18 protein-coding genes are annotated in these 18,815 nt (G+C 62.1%); 5 read left to right on the forward strand and 13 right to left on the reverse strand.

From position 1 onward, the window contains the following. The first annotated feature begins 38 nt into the window (after positions 1 to 38). A complete protein-coding gene (locus NCS00_RS28535) occupies positions 39 to 1,352 on the forward strand; it encodes an MFS transporter (protein ID WP_372492603.1) in 1,314 nt (437 codons plus the stop codon). Positions 1,353 to 1,360: 8 nt separating this feature from the next. Here the strand turns inward: NCS00_RS28535 and NCS00_RS28540 are convergent, their stop codons facing one another. From NCS00_RS28540 to NCS00_RS28555, 4 genes are all read right to left on the reverse strand, one after another. Then, positions 1,361 to 1,594: an ElyC/SanA/YdcF family protein gene (locus tag NCS00_RS28540; RefSeq protein ID WP_175980324.1), complete on the reverse strand. Its 234-nt coding sequence runs from the start codon at positions 1,592 to 1,594 to the stop codon at positions 1,361 to 1,363. 162 nt (positions 1,595 to 1,756) lie between these two features. Continuing rightward, entirely contained in the window at positions 1,757 to 2,383 is a 627-nt protein-coding gene (locus NCS00_RS28545; protein WP_250441605.1) for a dual specificity protein phosphatase family protein, read from the reverse strand. After that, complete coding sequence (locus NCS00_RS28550; RefSeq protein WP_250441606.1) at positions 2,376 to 2,879, reverse strand: hypothetical protein; 504 nt, start codon at positions 2,877 to 2,879, stop codon at positions 2,376 to 2,378. The genes NCS00_RS28545 and NCS00_RS28550 overlap by 8 nt, the downstream gene beginning before the upstream one ends. Then, the gene (locus NCS00_RS28555; RefSeq protein WP_250441607.1) at positions 2,876 to 4,024 is read right to left on the reverse strand and encodes an MGDG synthase family glycosyltransferase; all 1,149 of its coding nucleotides are present in this window, start codon (positions 4,022 to 4,024) and stop codon (positions 2,876 to 2,878) included. Before NCS00_RS28555 ends, NCS00_RS28550 begins: the two co-directional genes overlap by 4 nt. A 299-nt stretch (positions 4,025 to 4,323) precedes the next feature. Between NCS00_RS28555 and pdxR the strand changes: the two genes are divergently transcribed. Continuing rightward, on the forward strand, positions 4,324 to 5,841 hold the full coding sequence (gene pdxR, locus NCS00_RS28560; protein ID WP_250441608.1) for a MocR-like pyridoxine biosynthesis transcription factor PdxR: 1,518 nt from the start codon (positions 4,324 to 4,326) through the stop codon (positions 5,839 to 5,841). A gap of 10 nt (positions 5,842 to 5,851) precedes the next feature. Here pdxR and NCS00_RS28565 read toward each other — a convergent pair whose 3' ends face one another. From NCS00_RS28565 to NCS00_RS28600, 9 genes are all read right to left on the reverse strand, one after another. Then, on the reverse strand, positions 5,852 to 6,385 hold the full coding sequence (locus NCS00_RS28565) for a cytochrome b (RefSeq protein ID WP_250441609.1): 534 nt from the start codon (positions 6,383 to 6,385) through the stop codon (positions 5,852 to 5,854). Continuing rightward, the gene (locus tag NCS00_RS28570) at positions 6,382 to 7,443 is read right to left on the reverse strand and encodes a catalase family peroxidase (RefSeq protein ID WP_008346074.1); all 1,062 of its coding nucleotides are present in this window, start codon (positions 7,441 to 7,443) and stop codon (positions 6,382 to 6,384) included. The genes NCS00_RS28565 and NCS00_RS28570 overlap by 4 nt, the downstream gene beginning before the upstream one ends. Positions 7,444 to 7,608: 165 nt before the next feature. Further along, positions 7,609 to 8,646 (reverse strand): hypothetical protein, encoded by a 1,038-nt coding sequence (locus tag NCS00_RS28575; protein WP_175980318.1) that lies wholly within the window; start codon positions 8,644 to 8,646, stop codon positions 7,609 to 7,611. A 2-nt stretch (positions 8,647 to 8,648) separates the two neighbouring features. Further along, positions 8,649 to 10,205 carry an MBOAT family O-acyltransferase gene (locus NCS00_RS28580; RefSeq protein WP_250441610.1) on the reverse strand — a complete coding sequence of 519 codons (1,557 nt, stop codon included), beginning with the start codon at positions 10,203 to 10,205 and terminating at the stop codon, positions 8,649 to 8,651. Positions 10,206 to 10,400: 195 nt separating this feature from the next. Next, the gene (locus tag NCS00_RS28585) at positions 10,401 to 10,730 is read right to left on the reverse strand and encodes a ribbon-helix-helix domain-containing protein (RefSeq protein WP_033536923.1); all 330 of its coding nucleotides are present in this window, start codon (positions 10,728 to 10,730) and stop codon (positions 10,401 to 10,403) included. A 90-nt stretch (positions 10,731 to 10,820) separates the two neighbouring features. Beyond that, entirely contained in the window at positions 10,821 to 12,125 is a 1,305-nt protein-coding gene (locus tag NCS00_RS28590) for a GMC family oxidoreductase (protein ID WP_350029740.1), read from the reverse strand. Next, a complete protein-coding gene (locus NCS00_RS33575; protein WP_350029741.1) occupies positions 12,008 to 12,403 on the reverse strand; it encodes an FAD-dependent monooxygenase in 396 nt (131 codons plus the stop codon). The genes NCS00_RS28590 and NCS00_RS33575 overlap by 118 nt, the downstream gene beginning before the upstream one ends. A 36-nt stretch (positions 12,404 to 12,439) precedes the next feature. Further along, positions 12,440 to 13,081 carry a twin-arginine translocation signal domain-containing protein gene (locus tag NCS00_RS28595; RefSeq protein WP_008346083.1) on the reverse strand — a complete coding sequence of 214 codons (642 nt, stop codon included), beginning with the start codon at positions 13,079 to 13,081 and terminating at the stop codon, positions 12,440 to 12,442. 73 nt (positions 13,082 to 13,154) lie between these two features. After that, entirely contained in the window at positions 13,155 to 13,553 is a 399-nt protein-coding gene (locus NCS00_RS28600; RefSeq protein ID WP_008346085.1) for a VOC family protein, read from the reverse strand. Between the two features lie 303 nt (positions 13,554 to 13,856). Here NCS00_RS28600 and NCS00_RS28605 point away from each other — a divergent pair, with 303 nt between their 5' ends. Genes NCS00_RS28605 through NCS00_RS28615 form a run of 3 tightly spaced genes read left to right on the forward strand, consistent with a single transcriptional unit; the run spans position 13,857 to position 18,804 of the window. After that, positions 13,857 to 15,143: an MFS transporter gene (locus NCS00_RS28605; RefSeq protein WP_008346087.1), complete on the forward strand. Its 1,287-nt coding sequence runs from the start codon at positions 13,857 to 13,859 to the stop codon at positions 15,141 to 15,143. 24 nt (positions 15,144 to 15,167) lie between these two features. Next, complete coding sequence (locus NCS00_RS28610) at positions 15,168 to 17,582, forward strand: glycoside hydrolase family 31 protein (RefSeq protein ID WP_250441611.1); 2,415 nt, start codon at positions 15,168 to 15,170, stop codon at positions 17,580 to 17,582. A gap of 31 nt (positions 17,583 to 17,613) precedes the next feature. After that, positions 17,614 to 18,804, forward strand: a complete 1,191-nt coding sequence (locus NCS00_RS28615) for a porin (protein ID WP_250441612.1) — start codon at positions 17,614 to 17,616, stop codon at positions 18,802 to 18,804. Positions 18,805 to 18,815 lie beyond the last annotated feature (11 nt).

Below are 18,815 nucleotides of genomic sequence, written 5' to 3' on the forward strand. Positions count from 1 at the left end.
AAGTCTCGAACCCATCACGGAGACAAACCATGAACGCACTGCCCCGAACCGATGGCAAACAGATGAGAAAGGTCGTCGTCGCAAGTCTGATCGGCGCGACGATCGAGTGGTACGACTTCTTTCTATACGGCGTGGTCGCCGGCATCGTCTTCAACAAGCTCTATTTTCCAGGCAGCGATCCGCTCATCTCGACGATGCTCGCTTACGGCACCTTCGCCGTCGGCTTTCTCAGCCGGCCGCTGGGCGGCGTGATCTTCGGGCACTTCGGCGATCGCGTCGGCAGAAAGAGCATGCTCGTGATGACGCTGACGATCATGGGCGTCGCGACGGTGTTGATCGGCATGGTGCCGACGTATGCGCAGATCGGCATATGGGCGCCATCGCTGCTGCTGTTTCTGCGCGTGCTGCAAGGCATCGGTCTCGGCGGCGAATGGGGCGGCGCCGTGCTGATGGCGTTCGAATACGCACCCGAGAACAAGCGCGGCTTCTATGCGAGCATTCCGCAGATCGGGCTCGCGCTCGGCTTGTGTCTGTCGTCGGGCGTCGTCGCGGGGCTCTCGCTCATGCTGACCGACGCGCAGTTCCTCGCGTGGGGCTGGCGTATCGCGTTCTTCCTGTCGTTCGCGCTTGTGCTCATCGGCATGTATATCCGCCTGAACGTGATGGAAACGCCGGAGTTCGCGCGCATCCAGAAGACGGGCAGCGAAGCGCGCATGCCGATCGTCGATGTCATCACGAAGTATCCCGGCAATACGCTTGCGGGCATGGGCGCACGCTTCATCGATGGCGTGTTCTTCAACGTGTTCGGCGTATTTTCGATTTCTTATCTCACCGGCACGCTGCATCTGCAACGCACGGACGCGCTGCTCGGCGTAATGGTCGCCGCGTTCGTGATGATCTTCACGATTCCGTTCTTCGGACGGCTGTCGGATCGCGTTGGGCGTGCGCGCATTTACTTCTGGGGATCGCTTGCGACCGGGCTTTCCGCGTTCCTCGGCTTCTGGCTCATGAAGAATAGCGGCGGCAATACGATGCTCGCGTGGCTCGCGGTCGTGATTCCGCTCGGCGTGGTTTATGCATCGATCTATGGTCCGGAAGCCGCGCTCTTCTCCGAACTCTTCGATGCGAAAGTGCGCTACTCGGGCATCTCGTTCGTGTATCAGTTCTCGGGGATCTTCGCGAGCGGCATCAGCCCGATCATCGCGACGTGGCTCTTGCAACGCAACGGCGGCGATCCGTGGATGATCGCGGGATACTGCCTCGCAGCGGGCATCGTCAGTGCGATGTCGGCGGCGTGGGTCGGGTTGCGGCAGAGAAGGGAGATGGCGTTTTCGGTGCGGGGCGCGAGTTGACTTGCAGCTCAGAAGAAGAGACTCATCAAAAACTTCACCGGCCTGAACGACACCGGCTCGGCGTGCTCGTCGAGCGAGAGCCGGGCAAAATAGACGGCGTATGCGGGCACTTCGCGCCAAATCGAATACGCGTCCATCGCCCTGACTTCACGCGGAAACGCACCCGGCAAGACCGTTGCGCCAAGGCTCTCGAACGCGAGCTGCGCTCGTGGAAGGTGGAAATAGCGAGCAAAGACCCGCACGATGACACTTCAAGGCGGTCTCGAGCCGCGCCGCGAGAATGGGCTTTGGCGTGCCGTCATCTTGGAGCGCATTTCGGAAGAGCACGGCGACGTCGGCGCGTTCGAAAGGCACGGTGATACGTCGCAGGCAGATCAGCACCATGCGAATCATGGAGGCGCGCATCACGCGGGACTCCCCGCAACGCCAACCTGCCGCCTCAACCATTCGACATCGACGTGCTGCAGATAGCTTCTGATGTTTCCCCACACCGGATGAAATCCATAGCCGCCATGCAGCAACTCATCTTCGGCCTGTTGCCTGGTCCACCCTTGATACACCACGCGATACAGCGCCGATACCAGCCCCGTGCGATCCGCGCCATGCTGACAGTGAATGAGAATCGGACCATCGCGGTCGACATCGCGCAGCGCCTTGAGCGCGGCGATCATGTCCTCGTCCTTGATGTTCCATGTGTTGATACGGAGGCGCTGCAGCGCGATGCCGCTGCCTTCGAGAACATCCTCATCGGAATGAAACGAACGGAAGCTGACGATCTTGCGGATACCCAGTGCGCGCAGTTGCACGATATCGGCCGCCGATATCTGCGCGCTCCGATAAAGCGAAGGCGTGATGCGATGAAGATTGTCGACGCCTGCGTACACGATCGGTTCGGCCCAGTTCAGCGGGCGTTCGACCGTCATGGATGCAGACGTGGCCGGAGCGGGCGCTGCCGCCATCTTCGACTGCAGGACGTATGCCGCAGCGATGAAGCCCGCGCCGTAAAACAAAATGCGGAAGACTTTATTCATGCGACGACCGCCCCGTGCCAGGCTCACGCGACAGATGAAACAACACGAGCGCTGCAATGCTCATGGTCCAGTAATCGGTGGGTGCGAACCCGATCCAGTGCTTGTGCCAGGGCACATGAAGCGCATCGAAGCGATCGATGCCGAACGCGGGATTGAGAACGAACCAGAGAAAGTCTTCGATCAGCCAGAACGTCATGACGCATGCGACGATGCGCGCCTCGATGCGCCATGACCATCGACCGAAAAAGATCACGGGCAGATGAAAGAACAACGCGACGAATGGAAAGACCCACGCGTGATACCCCGTCATCGGTCTGCCGCCCCAGAAGATGTCGAGCAACCAGTGATGTTCGATGCGCCATGTCGGCAAGCTCGCGGCCCAACCTGCGTTGCCTTCGATCTGTATTTCGACGTTGGCGAACAAGAAGCCTAGCAGCGCGACCCAGCCGACGAGCGCGAGCGTGCGCCCGCCAGGCACGAGGACACGTGCGTTCATGCCGCCACCTTTGTATCCGGATTGCCGAGCGCATCGCACACCGTATCCAGAACGAAACGTGCTGCATACGGACGCGAGAGCGGCGCGATTCGCTCGCGCATCGCATCGAGCCGGGCCGGATCGTCGAGCAGCGCGCGAACGCGATACTCCAGCGCCACTGCATCGACGGCTTTCAGCGCGACGCCGTGTTCGAGCAGGTAATCCGCATTGCGCTCTTCCTGCCCCGGGATCGGCGAGGTGACGATCATCGGCAGTTTCATTGCGAGGCACTCGGACGTGGTCAGCCCGCCAGGCTTCGTGATGACGAGATCGGAACACGCCATCAGGCGCTCGACGTTGGGCGTGAAGCCGGAAACGTGCAAACGTGCTGGATGGAACGCGCACAGTTTTCGCAACGCGGCGCGCATCGCTTCGTTGCGACCCGCCAAAGCGATCAACTGAAAATCGCCGTCCATGTTCAGCAGACGTTCGGCGAGTGCGTCGAGCGCGCCAAGACCTTCGCCGCCGGACATCATCAACAGAGTCATGCGCGCAGGGTCCAGGCCGCATTGCGCCGCGCACGCCGCGCGGTCGAGAGGCTCGCTGAAGGCGGGCATGACAGGTATCCCGCCGATGTGAACCGATGCCGATGAAACGCCGCGGTTCGTCATGCGCCAAGCGACTTCGTCGTTTGCGGCGAAATATCCCTGCATGCCCGGCACGACCCACATGCGATGAAGATCGAAGTCCGTGACTTGCACCCACACCGGCGTATGAATGTTGCCGAGACGACGTTCACGCGAAAGCAACTCGGCAGGCAGGAAATGCGTGCAAATGATCGCATCGGCGCGATGCCGCTCGATCTCCGTTATCAGCGCGCGGCAGTTGAGCCGCTCGACCGCGCGTCGAAGACGTTCGCCGAATGATCGTGGCGAAGCGTTGTCCGTCTTCTGATAGAGATAACTCCAGAGGGCCGGCTGGCGAGCGACCAGTTTGATGTAGAACTCCGCGTAAAGCGCCTTGAAACTTGCGGGAACGAAGTCCATGACATCGAGATGCACGGCTTCGACACTTGCGGGATGAGTCTTTGCATAAGCGCACAGCGCCTCTGCTGCGCGAACGTGGCCGGCGCCCGCGCTCACGCTTAGAACAAGAACCTTGGGCATACTTATCGGAAAGCTCGATGGGGTGACTGTTCGATTCGGCTTGGAGATCACGCCAGCGCGCCGCCGATATCGTCAATAGAACCAACTTACGAAGTCGTCATCCGTGAGAAAACGCAGGCGATTCTATTCAATCGTCGCGCCGCATCCGCTATCCGGGATCATTTTTTACTTCAGCGTCATCGCGCGAACGGATTCGCGGCTAACAGCTCGTCTGCCTTCGGGCTATTTTTCAACTGGCGCGACAGGCAAGCCCCACGTAATATCGACACATCCAATAAACGTTCCACAAGGAGACATGCATGCCCATCCGTCCTACCGCGATGCTTTGGGCGCAGCTCTTCGAGCGCTCGCGGGTCTCGGGGATGAGCCTGCAAAACCAGATCCGCCAGATGATCGTCAATGCGATTCTGAGCGGTCATATCGCGCCCGATTCCGCCTTGCCTTCGAGCCGCGAACTCGCCGATCAGCTCAACGTGTCGCGCAACACCGTCGTGCTCGCGTATCAGCAACTCGTCGAGGAAGGCTATCTCGTCTCGCGCGAGCGCAGCGGCCATTTCGTGAATCCTGCGACCGACGAGTTGCAACGCGGCTTCACCGCAGCGGGCGTCGCGGAAACATCGAGCATCGAGACGCAGCAAGGTCATCCCGACTGGAGCGCGCGCATCCGGCACGCCCCGTCGCATCAACGCAATATCGTCAAGCCGTCGAACTGGCAGAGTTACGAATATCCCTTTATTTACGGGCAATTCGACACCGAACTCTTCCCGACGAGCGACTGGCGCGAGAGCTGCATGCACGGCTTGTCGGTGATGGAAATCCGCAACTGGGCGCCCGATCTCATCGAACGCGACGACGAAACGCTCGTCGAACAAATACGCACGCGCGTGCTGCCGCGTCGCGGTGTCTTCGCGATGCCCGAAGAGATCGTCGTCACGAACGGCTGCCAGCAGGCGCTCTATCTCATCGGCGCGTTGTTGTGCGGCACGCAGACGAAAGTCGGCATGGAGAACCCCGGCTATCCCGATGCGCGCAACATCTTCCAGCATCACAACGCGCAAATCGTGCCGCTCGAAGTGGACGAAGACGGCGCCGTCATCGACGATGAAAGCGTGATCGCGCCTTGCGATTACGTGTATGTCACGCCGAGCCATCAATGTCCGACGACCGTCACGATGCCCATCGAGCGGCGACGCAAGTTGCTCGACCTGTCGGTGAAGCATGATTTCATCGTCGTGGAGGATGACTACGAGAGCGAGAACACGTTCTCGGGCACGCCGCATCCCGCGTTGAAGAGCCTCGATACGGCAGAGCGCGTCGTCTATATCGGTTCGCTGTCGAAGACGCTCGCGCCAGGACTGCGGCTCGGTTATATCGTCGCGCCGCGCGAGCTGATACGCGAGCTGCGCGCGCTGCGCCGTCTGATGATTCGTCATCCGGCCGCGTACATCCAGCGCGCATTCGCGACCTTTCTCGCGCTCGGTCATCACGACACGCTATTGCGCAAGCTCGGGCGCGTCTACAAGGAACGCGCCGAAGTGCTGATGGATGCGCTCGCCACGCATCTGCCGGAATTGCGCGCATCGAACGTGACGGGCGGCGCTTCGTGCTGGGTCGAAGGTCCGCCGTGGCTCGACGCGACGCGTCTCGCGAAAGACGCGCAAGCGCTCGGCGTGCTCATCGAACCGGGCAGCGTGTTCTTCGCCGATCCCGCCGATGGTCAGCGATGCTTCCGCATGGGTTTTTCAGCGATACGCGCGGAGCTGATCGAGCCGGGCGTGCGGGCGCTCGCCCAAGTCGTGCAGCAGCGGCGCCCCTGAACGTGCGCGTCTATTTCCACGGCGCCATCGCGTGAAAGACGCCATCGCGACGCACGAGCGCATGAAACAGCGCCGCCGCGAGATGCACGACGATCAGCGCGAAGAAGCACAACGCGAGGAACCGATGCGCGTTCCAGAGCAGCGTGTGCAACGAATTGCTATGCGGCAAAAGTGACGGCAGGCGATAGCCGCCTATCACGACCGGATAATCCGCCGCCGACAACATGCCATAGCCGAGCAATGGCAACGCGATCATCAACACATAGAACGCATAGTGCGATAGATGCGCGGCGAGCTTCATCGGCTCGGGCATGTTCGCGGGCAGCGGCGGCGCACCGCGCGCGATTCGCACGGCGAGACGGATCAGCGCGAGCACGAGTATCGCGATGCCGAGCGGCTTGTGTATCGACACGAGCGTCAGATAGTCCGGCCTCACCGTCGACACCATGCCGACGCCGATGAACAGCATCGACAGAATGCAGATCGCCATGATCCAGTGCAGGGCGCGTTGCAGCGGCGAGAACCGCTCGTTGATCGCGTTCATTGCTGCGCTCCTTGCGAAGGCGTGTGCGGATAGGCCTTGTCCTCGGCGGTGCGTCGATTGAACGATACGGAATAGGCAGCCGAGCGCGCGGCAGGAAACGGATCGTCCGATACGCGCATGCCCGAGGGCAGCACGGTCGGATCGAAGTTGAGATCGCGGCAAGGGCCGTCCGGCTCCGGTTCGATGGCTTTCACGACGAGCGTGCCCACTTCGACCGTATGCCGGTCTTCCGGCCACGCCTTGCTCGGGTCCGCGGTCGGATCGCCGGGATTCGCGACGGTGACGACCATCGCCCAGCGTTGCGGCGCGCCTTGCACGCGCTGCGTGATCTCGGCATCGAGAAAATTCGCGCCCTTCTGCTTCAATTCGTCCGGCGTCAGCGTCTCGGGCTTCGCGGCGGGAACGAAGGACCAGCGCACCGTCTGATCCTGTCCCTCCGCGTTCGTGAAGACGAAGCTGTTGAGGCTGTTGTAACGCTCGTCCGCATACGATGCCGTCCACGGCGCACTGCCGGCCCACGCGCCGAACGCAGCGATCTCCGGGTGCGCGGCGGCGAACTTCTGCATCGACTCGGGATCGCTCTTGTTCGCGAGCGCGCGTTGCAGGTCGAAAAAGGCCTGCGGTGTCGCAACGGGGAAGAACGGCGCATCGATCATCGCGGAGCGCCACTCGCTGCCGTCGGGCATCACGATGCGCAGGCTCAGGCCGCGCACGCGCGCCATCGCATCCGATGCTTTCGGGTCCGGCGTCGCGAGATTGAAGCGCCCCGTGACGGGATACGTACCCGGCATGAACATCCTGGCTTTGGAGATTGCCGCGCCCGAGCCGTTGGATTCGAAATCGCCGCTGAAGCAGATGCCCTTCGCATGATTGCGTCTGAAGCCCGGCACCGCGCCGCCCGGTGGCGCGAGGCTGCCCACGATCTTCGCCGGTGTGAGGCGATTCGGCGTGAGCCAGCCCGCCGTGTAGGCGAAGGCCGCGACCAGCACGGCGACGATGGCCGCGATGAGGATCAGCGCGGGAAGAGGCGAACGCGGGGAAGCGGATTTGTCAGGCATCGTAGTCTCTCGATCAACGATTCTGTTGCACGGTAATCTAGCAGCGTGACGGAAATCGTGCCAGCAACGCGCAAAATTCGCAGATACCCCCGCTTCGCATTGTCTCCTGGTTCGAAATGGAAGGAAGTTATGGCCTGCCGATAGCCGCTCGCGACAACTTCGCGTTCATCGCAAGTCGAGCCATTGCTTCAATGCGGGATGGCTTTTGATCGAGTCTTCGAGCAATCCGGTTCTCAATGTCCTGCCTTCGGTGTTCATGTGGAGGTCGGTGTTCAGAAACAGTTTGCGGTTGAAAAGAAGCTGGTTCCGGTCGTCGAGCACGGTTCCGAGCGGAGAAATGGCGCTGGCGAATTGCTTCGATGCCTCTTCGACCCGATCCGCGCGCGTCGTGCTCGTCTGCACATAGGGCGTATTGGCGAAGTAGACCGACACGCCCTTGTCGTGCATCGCATGGACGAATCGCTTCAGCACGAGAAAGCTATCCGGACAGATTTCCGTTTCCTGTTCCGCCGATTCCGGACGTCCCGTGTAATTCGAGCCATCGATCTGCTGCATGTTGCCCAGGCCGTCGAGGTGATACGCGGAATAGGCGAATGATGTCGGCGGCGGCGCATCGATGAATCTCGTCACGATTTCCTGATCGTGAAATGCGCGAAGCCTGTCTTCGATGGATTTCGGAAACCATGTCTCGCGAATTCGAGCCTGCGCGAGTTCGAAGATGAGTCCAGGACCCATCGATGTAATTGCGTCCAGCCGCCGGAATACCGACCACGTCCGCCAGCGGTCGTGATCCCAGGCGATGGCGTTTCGCGCTCTCCAGGTGGCATTCTCCTTGTTGGCATCGTCGCAATAGTATTCGCGCTCCAAAGCGAGAATCACGGTGTCGTCGTTCTCGGCGACGGACGTCACTTCGCCAAGGATTTCATCGAGCGCGAGTCCCGCGTGAAATCCGTAATTCAAAACCGGAATGCCGAGATCCTTGCTCAGTTGCGTCGTGTCCACGCTGAAAAGCACGTTCGATCCGGCCGCTACGATCAGTTTTCGCTGTCCCTTGTAATGCTGCGCGATGCTCCGCTTCACGACCGTCATTTCCCGTACCCAATACTCGCCGGCAATTGGCGCGGGCGCGAGCATCAATGCCGCCGAGAACCAGGCGATCGCGATAATGGCCAGCGACGTCGCGAAGATTTTCAGATACGTCATGGTCAGAACTCGAAATAGAGAAACTCCGATGGACCCGCTGATCCAATAGCCAGAACCACGACGAAAAAGAGCAACGCCGAAAGACTTGCGGCCAATAACGTGGCGTCGACCCGGCGCGGCAATATCCGGTTCCGGACGCGCGTGAATGAAAGTTCAGCCGACCTGTAGCGCTCCAGCAAACGCTGCAGGTTCGGAAATCCCCACACGAGAACGAAGCCGAACAGCAGCGTGACGAGCACCATCGACGGAATGCCGACGGATGGCAGAAAGCCGTCGAAACGCAGCTTCGAACCGAGAACGGGAGCGATATGCCGTTCCAAAGACGCAGGTAGCGAAACACCGTGAAAACCCGCCATGCCCGCGAGCATGTTCCAGGCGGTCTGAAAGTTCTCGGCCCTGAAGAAAACCCATCCCACGACGACGGCTAAAAAGGTCAGCGCTACGCCTGCGATTCGCGCGAACCGGCTCGAACCATCTATTCCCAGACGCGGAGACACGGCGCGCCAGCCGTGATTCACGATCAGATACGCGCCATGCAATCCGCCCCACGCGATGAACGTCCATCCGGCGCCGTGCCACAAGCCGCCCAATAGCATCGTTATCATCAGATTGACGTAGCGGCGCAGCGGGCCGCCGTGTTTGCTTCCGCCGAGCGGTATATACAGGTAATCCCGCAGAAACGCGGATAGCGTCATGTGCCAGCGCCGCCAGAAGTCGATGATGCTGGCCGCCTTATAGGGCGAATCGAAATTGATCGGAAGTTTGACGTTGAAGAGCAGTGAGATGCCCACGGCCATATCGCAATAGCCGGAAAAGTCGAAATACAACTGGAGCGTGTACGCGAGCGCGCCCGTCCAGGCTTCGAAGAAAGTCAGCGGCACGCCCGCACTCGCCGCGCTGAAAAGCGGCACGGCGCCTTTGGCTAGCGTGTCTGCAATCAGAACTTTCTTCGCGAGCCCCAGCACGAAAACCGTCAATCCGGCGGATATGTTCTCCGGATTCATCCGGAAGGTTTTCGGATTGCCGAACTGCGGCATCATCTGACTGTGATGCAGCACCGGTCCTGCGATCAGATGCGGGAAATACGTGACGAACAGTAAGTAGTTGACGAAGTTATATTCGCGCGCGATGCCGCGATAGACATCGACGAGAAAGGCGATCTGCGTGAACGTAAAGAACGAGATTCCCAACGGCAGAATGATGTCGAGCGCCGCAAGATTCATCCCCAGCAGATGATTCGATGAATCGATGAGAAAGTTGGCGTATTTATAGTAGCCGAGCAGACCCAGATCGATTGTTATGGCGCCGATAAGAATCAGCTTCGGATGGCCGCTTTTCCTTTCGCTTTCCCTGCCGATCCACCACGCGGCGGCATAGTTGAACAGGATGGAACCGAGCAAGAGCACGACAAAGCGTGGCGTCCATATTGCATAAAACCAAAGCGACGCCAGCCCGAGCCAGAGCGCAGCGAGCCGATGGCTATAACGCCCGAGCAGAAACGCGCCGACGAAAACCACGGGAAGAAACGCGAAGATGAACGAATAGGAATTGAAAAGCATGCTCGAGACTCCGCGGCAAACGGCGTCCGGGCGTGCATCACCGCGGATGCGTCGTCGTTCGTTGTCGGTCGAACAGGATGCTAGATGCTGAATGGGACGGCGGGCGGCGCTTGGCCGATGTCACCATCGCTTTGGCTGACGGAAAGGGGCACGCCGAAGCCCGGCGCGCTCGCGTTCAATGAGGAATGCGTCGAACTAGCCCGCTTTCAGCACACGCAGGGCCACCGCGCCCGCCGCCTCGCCTTCGGCCGCCTGCTTCGCCTCGCGCATCGACAGATAGCGCAAACAGCACACGCGCAGAAACGACGCGAAGTTGGTCGGCGCTTCGCCGCGCAGCGCGATCAGTTCGTCGTAGAGCTTGACGGCGAACTGGCTCGTCGTGAGATTTTCGCGCCCGGCGATTTCGTGCAGCACGTCCCAGAAGAGATTTTCGAGCCGGACCGTAGTGATCACACCATGAATGCGCAGCGAACGCGTGCGCGATTCATAGAGGATCGGATCGGCGTTGATGTACACCCGACACATGACGTTGATCTCCAGGAAACGGGCCGCCATGCTCGTCGCACGACGGCCGACCGAACAAACTATTCCGCTACGCAATCATCGGCAATCACGTCAAACCCTGCGCTGCTTCAACTGGCCGGCGATGTAGTCGGCCTGACGGATCGCCAGCGTGACGATCGTGAGCGTCGGGTTTTCCGCCGCGCCCGTCGTGAACTGGCTGCCATCGGAGATGAACAGGTTCGCCACTTCGTGCGTCTGGCCATGCGAATTGCAGACGCCGTCGGCGGCTTTCGCGCTCATGCGCGCGGTGCCGAGATTGTGCGTCGACGGATACGGCGGCACGAGATACGTCGCCTTCGCGCCCGCCGCTTCGTACACCGCGCTGCCCTGCTTGTACGCGTGCTGGCGCATCGCTTCGTCATTCGGATGATCGTCGAAGTGGACGTTCGGCACCGGCAAGCCGTACTGATCCTTCACGTCGGTGTTGAGCGTGATGCGGTTCTGTTCGCGCGGCATGTCCTCGCCGACGATCCACATGCCCGCCGTGTACTGATACTGATCCATCGCCGCCGCGAAGTTCGGCCCCCACGAGCCGGGGTCGAGAAACGCTGCATAGAAGGGCAGCCCGAGCGAAAGCGTCTCCATGTGATAGCCGCCCGCGAAGCCGCGCTTCGGATCGAACACGGATTCATCCTCGATGATGCCGGCCATCGTCGTGCCCTTGAACATCTCGACCTTGTCGTTGAACACGCCGTAGACCGAGCCTGTCGTGTGCCGCATGTAGTTGCGGCCGACCTGGCCCGAGCCGTTCGCGAGGCCATCGGGGAACTTGCTCGACTGCGAGTTGAGCAGGAGCCGCGGCGTCTCGATCGCATTGCCCGCCACCGCGACGACGCGCGCCCTCTGCCGTTGCAGCTTGCCGTCCTTGTCGTAATAGACGACGCCCGTCGCCTTGCCGCGCGCATCGTGCTCGATCTTCACGACATGCGATTGCGGGCGCAATTCCATGCGGCCCGTCGCCTGCGCGCGCGGCAGTTCGGTATAGAGCGTCGACCACTTCGCGCCCATGCGGCAGCCCTGAAAGCAGAAGCCGCGCTGAAAGCAGTGCGTGCGATCGTCGCGGACCGTGCTGTTGATCGCCATATGGCCGGTGTTGCACTCCTTGTAGCCGAGCTTCGCCGCGCCCGCCGACATCACTTTGAAGTTGTTGTTGCCCGGCAGGCCCGGATTGCCGTTCGTGCGCGTGACGCCCATCTTCTTTTCGGCGCGGTCGTAGTAGGGATCGAGCTCCGCGCGCGTCACCGGCCAGTCGAGCAGATTGGCGCCCTGCACGTCGCCGTAAGTCGTCTTGGCCTTGAACTCGTGCGGCTGAATGCGCAGGCTCGCGCCCGCCCAGTGGACCGTCGTGCCGCCCACGGTCTTGCAGATCCACGCGGGCAGGTTGGGGAAATCTTTCGCGACGCGCCAGTTGCCCGATGTCGTGCGATTGTCGAGCCATGAAAGCTGCTTGAACGCGCTCCACTCTTCCGTCGCGAAATCGCCTTGCGTGTGCATCGCGCCTGCTTGAGCACGACCACGTCGACGCCCTTCTGCGCGAGTTCGTTGGCGAGCGTCCCGCCGCCCGCGCCCGATCCGATGATCACCACGACGTGATCGTCGTTGTGCCTGAACTGCACCTTGTTGTCCGTGTACATGTCTGTCTCCGTTTTCCGTCGGATCGCTCGAATGGGTTAGCTGTCTTTCGGAATCGGACCGCTGTTCGCGAGAGGCGGATCGGGCAGCCATGACAGGTTGTTGAAACCCTGATAGAGATAGCCGCCATCGCCCTTCGATGCGCCATAGCCGAAGTGCTGATACGCCAGCGCGTTGCTGTACAGGGACACGACGGCCGTGCTGCGTACGGTGTTGAAGAACGGCGTGCCCGCGAGCGCGGCGACGTCCTGCGCCTTGTCGTTCGCGCCGCGCCTCGTCCAGTCGGAGCCGGCTTTGGCGTCGAGCTGCGCGACGCCGTCGGCGAGTTGCTGGCGCACGGCGGGATCGGCTTTCGCCTTGGCGTCGAGATCCTTGACGACGAGCGCGTAGACGGCGTCATCGAGTGTTGCGTGCGGATAGATCTGTCGCGTGACTTGCAGCAGCACTTCGCCCTGATGCGTGTCGAGCCCCTGCATTTCGAGCGCCCAGACGCGGCTCGGCGCGAGGCTCGCGAAGATCGAGGTCGCCGCGATGGTGCCGACCAGCACGCCGGTGCCGCGCAGAAATTCGCGTCGCGTCAGTGCGATGTTCGGTGGCGCGGCGATGTCGTCGTGGTCGTGATGCTCTTCACCGTCGTGCGCGCGCCGCTGCGCGACGATCGGGATGATCGTGTCTCGCATGTCTCTCTCCTTGTGGGGCACTGCAACAGCTTATTTATGTGTGTGGTCCCGCGTGATGCCGCTGACTATCTGACTATTCGTAATGTCCATGCCGTTCGAGAACTTCGATCTTGTAGCCGTCCGGATCCTGAATGAAGAAGTAACGCGCGATGAGCGAGCCGTCGTCGTTCTTGAATTCGCGCACGTCGTTGGGTGAGAGACCGAGGCCGATCAGACGCTCGCGCTCCGCCTTCGCATCCGGCACGCTCACCGCGACGTGGCCGTAGCCGTCGCCATGTGTGTATGGCTCGGCGCGTCCCTTGTTCCAGGTGAGTTCGAGCTCGGCGTTGGTTTCGTCGTTGCGCAGATAGGCGAGCGTGAAGTCCGGAAAGTCCAGCCGGTGCGCGACGCCGAGATCGAAAGCCTTCTCGTAGAAATCGAGCGAGCGTTGCAGGTCCTGCACGCGAATCATCGTGTGAATGAGCTTTGACATGAGCGCCTCCCCTTTTTAGTGAAGTTTAGGAAGCCGCGCGCGCAAAGGGTAATGGCCGGTTAAATCGGGCGTAGGCGTTTGCCCGGGGCTTGCGCATTGGCTCGACGCCACATGATCGCAAACGAACATTCGATCGATGAAACGAAACTATTTGTCGCAATTGAGATAAATTTCGGTCGCCGAGAGTAGGATTGAACCGGCTTTTCGATGCCGAACGTTCGAATTCGATCATCGCGATAGCCGAACAGAAAGGGCACGGCGCGCCGCCGCTCATCGCCCGTCGAGAACAACGGAGACTCAATCTTGAAAACAGTCATCGGCTTGCGCTGGTGGATCATCGCGCTCGTCTGCGCGGGCACGATCGTCAACTATCTTTCGCGCAACGCGCTCGGCGTCATGGCCGCCGAGCTGAAAACGCTCATGAACATGAGCACGCAGCAGTATTCCTATGTCGTCGCCGCGTTTCAGGTCGGCTATACGATCATGCAGCCGGTGTGCGGACTCATCATCGATGTAATCGGGCTGCGGCTCGGCTTCGCGCTGTTCGCGTGCCTCTGGTCCGCGACCGGCATGGCGCACGCGCTCGCCGGCGGCTGGGTGTCGCTCGCGGCGCTGCGCGGACTCATGGGCCTCTCGGAAGCCGTCGCGATTCCGGCGGGGATGAAGGTCGTCGCAGAATGGTTTCCGAATCGCGAGAAGTCGGTCGCGGTCGGCTACTTCAACGCCGGCACGTCGCTCGGCTCGCTGTTCGCGCCGCCGCTCGTCGTCTTTCTTTCGCTGCGCTACGGATGGCAAAGCGCGTTCGTCGTGACCGGCGCGATGGGCTTCGTCTGGGCCGCGTTCTGGTACTGGCTGTATCGCGGGCCGCGCGAGCATCCGAAGATCGGCGAGCAGGAGAAGAACGCGATCATCGAAGGGCAAACGCCCGTGACGAACCGCCCGGGCGAGCAACGCCGCATCCGCGAAGTGCTCGGCACGCGCCGCTTCTGGGCCATCGCGCAGGCGCGCTTTTTCGCCGAACCCGCGTGGCAAACCTTCAGCTTCTGGATTCCGCTCTATCTCGCGACCGAGCGTCACATGGATCTCAAGCAGATCGCCATGTTCGCGTGGCTGCCGTTTCTCGCCGCCGATCTCGGCGGGCTGTTCGGCGGCTATCTTTCGCCGTTTCTGATGAAGCGTTTCCGCGTGCCGCTCATCGCGTCGCGCATCGCGGGCGTCGTGCTCGGCGCGTTCATGATGATCGGGCCCGCGTGCATCGGGCTCGTCGCGTCGCCGTATGAAGCCATCGCGCTGTTCTGCGTCGGCGGCTTCGCGCATCAGATGATCTCGGCGCTCGTCAACACGCTCGCCGCCGATGTCTTCGAGCCCGGCGAAGTCGGCACCGCCGCGGGCTTCGCGGGCATGGCGGCGTGGATCGGCGGACTGGGCTTTTCGCTCGTCGTCGGCGCGCTCGCGGATTCGGTGGGCTTCACGCCGCTCTTCGCCGCGCTCGGCGCGTTCGACCTGATCGGCGCGGCGCTGCTCGTCGTGCTGATGCGCGGCGTGACGAGCGACGCGAATCCGCCCGGCGCGGCGCATCGGGCCGCCTGAGATCGAATGAACGGGAGACACATCATGGCCAACTTGAAGAATCGTCCGCGTTTCGCGATTTCGGAGCGAACGGACAACCGCGTCGCGCTGAGTTCCGCCGATGGCGCGGGCATCGAACTGTTCGTCCTCGCCGATGACATCATCCGCGTGCTGGTCTTGCCGCACGGCGAACTGCGCGGGCCGCGCACCTGGGCGATCGCGCCCGGACAGGACGACGTGCCGCTCGAAGGACGCGACCGCTACGATACGAGCGGCTTCGCGAGCGCACCGTTCACGATGTCGGACGATGACCAACACGTCGTCATCGAGACAGCGATGATCCGCTTGACGATTGCGCTCGACGGCGGCTTCTGCTCGTGGCAAATCGTGCGCGGCCGCCAGTGGCATCACGTCATGAACGATCGCAAGACGCAGGCGTACAACTTCGGCTGGTGGGACGAGCGCGTGTATCACTACATCGCGCGCAAGCCGGGCGAAATGTACGTGGGACTCGGCGAACGCGCGGGTTCGCTCGACCGCGCGAATCAAAGCTACGAGATGCGCAACGTCGATGCGATGGGCTACAACGCCCGCACGACCGATCCGCTCTACAAGCACATTCCGTTCTACGTGACGTGGCAGCCGGAGACATCGACGGGCTTCGGTCTCTTCTACGACACGCTCGCCGATTGCCGCTTCGACATGGGCCGCGAGCTCGACAACTATCACGGGCACTATCGGCACTTCATCGCGGAGCACGGCGATCTCGACTATTACTTCATCGCGTCGCCCGACACGCCGCTTCACGCCGTGCGCCGCTTTACATGGCTGACGGGTCGTCCCGCGTGGATGCCGAAGTGGGGCCTCGGCTACTCCGGCTCGACGATGAGCTACACCGACGCCCCCGACGCGCAAAAGCGCATGGCCGAATTCATCGACCGATGCCGCGAGCACGACATCCTGTGCGATTCGTTCCATCTTTCGTCGGGCTATACGTCGATTGGCGGCAAGCGCTACGTGTTCAACTGGAATCGCGACAAGTTTCCCGATATCGACGGTTTCGTGACGAGCTATCTGCGCGAAGGCGTGCGGCTGTGTCCGAACATCAAGCCGTGTCTGCTGCGGGATCACCCGCTGTTCGATTCCGTCGCCGATGCCGGTCTCCTGATCGAAACGCGCGACGGCGAACCGACGTGGGTGCAGTTCTGGGACGAAGTCGGCGCGTATCTCGACTTCACGAATCCGCGGACCATCGACTGGTGGAAAGCGCGCGTGAAGGAAAGCCTGCTCGCGCACGGCATCGCCGCGACGTGGAACGACAACAACGAGTTCGAAATCTGGAGCGCGGATGCAATCGCGCGCGGCTTCGGCGAGCCGTTTCCGGCGCGCGAGGCCAAGGTCCTGCAGACGCAACTGATGATGCGCGCCTCGCGCGACGCGCAGCGCGAACATGCGCCCGGCGTGCGGCCGTTTCTCGTATCGCGCTCGGGCGGCGTCGGCATGCATCGATATGTGCAGACGTGGTCGGGCGACAACTACACGTCGTGGGACACGCTGCGCTTCAATCTCAAGATGGGCCTCGGTCTCGCGATGTCGGGCGTGTCGAACAGCGGGCATGACATCGGCGGCTTCGCGGGGCCCGCGCCGGATCCTGAACTGCTGTCGCGCTGGGTCGCGTTCGGCATCTTTCTGCCGCGCTTTTCCATCCACTCATGGAACGACGACGGCACCGTCAACGAGCCTTGGATGTATCCGCAAACTACCCATCTCATCGCCGGTCTCATCAAGCTGCGTTACCGGCTGATTCCGTACCTGTATCAACTGCTGTGGCGATCGCATCGCGCGTACGAACCGGTGCTCCGTCCGATGTTCGCCGAATTCCCCGACGATCCGCTCTGCCTCGAAGACGGCGACGACATGATGCTCGGCTCGTCGCTGCTCGTCGCGCCGGTCGTCGAGGCGGCGCAAAGCGAGCGACGCATCCATCTGCCGAAGGGCGCGCGCTGGTCGTCCTACTGGAGCGGCGAAGTCTTCGACGGCGGCCAAACGGTCACGCTGCCCGCGCCGCACGATCGCCCCGTCATGCTGATCCGCGAAGGCCATGTGATTCCGCTGAACATCGCGGAGCAGCACTTCGCGCGTCGGGCCGATGAACGCGCGTTCATCGCGTTGCCTTGCGCGGGCGCCGGCGTCGCGCGCGGCGATTGCATCGAAGACGACGGCGAATCCGAAGCGTGGCGCGACGGCGTGCACGGGCGCTGGCGCGTCGTCATCGAAAGCGATGCGCGAAGCCTGCGCATCGCGATAGAACGCCACGGCGCGATGCCACGCGTGCAGAACGAAGTCCGCGTGAGCGTGCCCGCATCGGATACGCGCGTCGCGACCTGCGCGACGGGCGAGCTGGCCGGCGAGCGCATCGCGGACGGCTGGCGTCATATCACGCTGCGTCTTGCAGACTGAGCCTCAACACTTCACGGGAAAGTAATCAGCAATGAAGTCCTTGAATCGCGCACGGACGCGCGCAGGCGTCCTCACGTCCATTTCTCTCGCCGTCGCCCTGTTCAGCGGCACGGCGACGGCCCAAAGCAGCGTCACGCTCTACGGCGTCGTCGATAACGCGTTCGCGTATGTCAGCAACCAGCGCGGGCAGTCCAACGTCTACATGAGCCAGGGCAATCTGCAGGCGAGCAAGTTCGGGCTTCTCGGCGCGGAAGACCTCGGCGGCGGCACGAAGGCGATCTTCCGGCTCGAAAGCGGCTTCAATTCGCTGACGGGCGCGCAAGCCAGCGCAAACGCGATGTTCAATCGTCAAGCCTATGCGGGCTTGAGCCACGAGCGTTACGGCACGCTGACGCTCGGCCGCCAGTACACGCCTTACTTCAGCATGGTCGGCGCGCTCGGACCGACGGGCGTGCTGACCGGCGCGACCGGCGCGCATCCCGGCGACGTCGATGCCCTCGACACCACGCTGCGCTTCAACAACGCGGTCACGTATGCGTCGCCGGTGATCGCGGGTCTCGCGTTCAGCGTGCAATACGCGCTCGGCGGCGTGCCGGGCAGCATCGCGAGCGGCAGCAACTTCAGTGCCGCGCTTCGCTACGACTACAAGCCTTTCGCGATCGCGGCGGGCTACGTGAAGCTGAAAGACATCGCGACCAGCCCGGCGCTCGGGAGCTTCGCGATCAACTCGCCGGTGAACAACGGCTACGCGAGCGCACAAAGCGCGCAACTGATCGCGGCGGCGGCGCGCTACACGTACAACGATCTGATGCTCGGCCTCAACTATTCCAACGTGCACTATGCGCCGGGCTCGCGCTCGCTTTTCGCCGATGAAGCCGTGTTCAACAGCTACGGCGCCATCGCCACTTACCGGTTCACGCCCGCGGTGAATGTCGCGGCGGGCTACAGCTACACGCGCGCGAGCAGGGCCAACGGCATCGGCGATGCGGCGCAGTATCACCAGATTTCGTTCGAGGAAACGTACAGCCTGTCGGCGCGCACTACGTTTTATGCGCTGCAGGCGTATCAGCACGCGCGGGGTCAGTCGCTCATCGCGTCGGGCGGAACGGGCGGCGTGGCGATTGCGAATGCCGTGGCGGTCGTCGGCGATTCGCAGAACGCGTCGCCTTCGTCGGGACCGTCGCAGTTCGTCGCGATGGTCGGCATCCGGCACGCGTTCTGATCGACGCGCCG

Source organism: Caballeronia sp. AZ1_KS37 (assembly GCF_023631165.1).
GTDB classification, from domain to species: Bacteria; Pseudomonadota; Gammaproteobacteria; order Burkholderiales; family Burkholderiaceae; genus Caballeronia; species Caballeronia zhejiangensis.